Consider the following 1560-nt stretch of genomic DNA (forward strand, 5'->3'; position numbering starts at 1 on the left):
TGACGACTGAGAACGTGACCGGCTACCGCACGGTGCGGATGCTGGGGCAATGCTTTGGCGTGGTGGTGCGCAGCCGCGGCATCGGCGGCAACTTCATGGCTAGCCTGCGCTCGATCGTCGGTGGCGAGATCCACGAATACACGCAGATGCTGGAGGAGGCGCGGCGCCACGCGCTCGACCGTCTGGTGTATAACGCGACCTCGATGGGCGCGAACGCCATCGTCATGATGCGCTTCGACAGCGCCGAGATCGGCCAGACCATGAGCGAGATCGTCGCCTATGGCACCGCGGCCGTCATCGAACCCGCACGATGATCGGCCTCGTGCTCTGGCTCGCCGTCATCACCGCCGTCGTGCTGGTGTGGTTCGTCTTCCGCCAGGGCGGGTACAAGCGCGACGCGCTCTCGGCGCCACCGGGGCCGGACTGGGTCAAGACCGAGGAGCGCTTCGTCGACCCCACCAGCGGCGAAACGCTGGACGTCTGGTTTCAGCCGCGCACCGGCGAGCGGGCCTATGTGCGGGCGGGGCGACAAAACTAGAAATAGCCGCTGAGCATCAAGGCGAGGACCGGAGACTGTCCCGGCTTGTCGCGCCTGTGATTGACGAAGGCTGTACATTCAAGAAGCGCTTGGTACTGCTCCGGACAGCGTCGCTGCAGCTCGTCGGCGTTGTCGACACGAAGAATGAGAAGGTCGCCCTTTGCCACGGTGATGCTCGACAGGCCGGCGTCGGGATCGTCGACATAGGTCATGCAATCGATCCAGGCGTCCATGTTGCAACCGTAGAAACCGGGAAAGCCAAGGGCCTCCTGAAACACACGGTGGAAACTGTCCCAATCGTGAATGCGGTCGGAGGGAATGGGGACGATCGTCGCTTGCGTCATGGCAGGACTCCTTACTGGCCGCTTACCCCTTCTGGCGGCTGTGCGATCTCCATCTCGAGTCGACCATGTTGAACACACAAGGTTCTCAAAGTGTCCCTTCGTCGATCGAATAGCGCCGAAGCGGGATCGCCTTCGGCGGTCATGAAAGATGACACGTAGAGTTCATCGGACAGCGCGACGGCGATTTCGGGCAACCGGCCGACCAACGATAACTCTACAATTGTCCTGTTACGGATCAGATCGAACGTTTCCGCCCATCGAGAATCCTCACTCCAGCTTCCGCACAAGATCGACGATCTGTCTTCGATACGCCAGCTCCATTGAATCATAAGACCAAACTCGCCTCGCGGGTTTCCCGGCGTCCCGTCACGGCGGTTACGACCCGTGAGGCGTCCAAACTCCAAGAAAATGGCGGAGCCGGCGCCTCGCCACACATGGGAAAGCGGCAAGCCGACCAGCGGGTCGCGGAAAGTCTGCAGCACACCGGCGTTATCATTGCTCAAGCTCAGCTCCTGAACTTCGTCACGGCATACCTTGACTTAACGTTCAACGTCTCAGCAAGTCCGTACAGCATGAGCGCGACGCTCCCCTCGTACTCCTGGGCTATCGCATCTGACGGTCGCAGTCTTGCGCTCATCTCTCTCCACGTCGTCATGGCCGGGCTAGCCCGGCATCACG

Annotated in this window: 4 protein-coding genes; 2 read left to right on the forward strand and 2 right to left on the reverse strand. The window is 61.3% G+C overall.

Translation table 11 applies throughout. The annotated features are described in order from the left end of the window. Both BRAS3809_RS20575 and BRAS3809_RS20580 read left to right on the forward strand, forming a co-directional pair. Nucleotides 1–314: YbjQ family protein (locus BRAS3809_RS20575; protein ID WP_035657263.1), on the forward strand; the 314-nt coding region annotated here is incomplete at its 5' end. Continuing rightward, a complete protein-coding gene (locus tag BRAS3809_RS20580) occupies nucleotides 311–538 on the forward strand; it encodes a hypothetical protein (protein WP_008963969.1) in 228 nt (75 codons plus the stop codon). The genes BRAS3809_RS20575 and BRAS3809_RS20580, both read left to right, overlap by 4 nt. Here BRAS3809_RS20580 and BRAS3809_RS20585 read toward each other — a convergent pair. Further along, entirely contained in the window at nucleotides 535–882 is a 348-nt protein-coding gene (locus BRAS3809_RS20585) for a barstar family protein (RefSeq protein ID WP_008963970.1), read from the reverse strand. The genes BRAS3809_RS20580 and BRAS3809_RS20585 overlap by 4 nt on opposite strands. Nucleotides 883–893: 11 nt before the next feature. Beyond that, entirely contained in the window at nucleotides 894–1385 is a 492-nt protein-coding gene (locus BRAS3809_RS35995; protein ID WP_008963971.1) for a hypothetical protein, read from the reverse strand. Nucleotides 1386–1560 lie beyond the last annotated feature (175 nt).

Source organism: Bradyrhizobium sp. STM 3809, from assembly GCF_000239795.1.
Taxonomy (GTDB): domain Bacteria; phylum Pseudomonadota; class Alphaproteobacteria; order Rhizobiales; family Xanthobacteraceae; genus Bradyrhizobium.

Coding starts and splice junctions, on each gene's coding strand:
- BRAS3809_RS20580 (WP_008963969.1), top strand. CDS start 311: ATGATCGGCCTCGTGCTCTGGCTCGCCGTCATCACCGCCGTCGTGCTG.
- BRAS3809_RS20585 (WP_008963970.1), bottom strand. CDS start 882: ATGACGCAAGCGACGATCGTCCCCATTCCCTCCGACCGCATTCACGAT.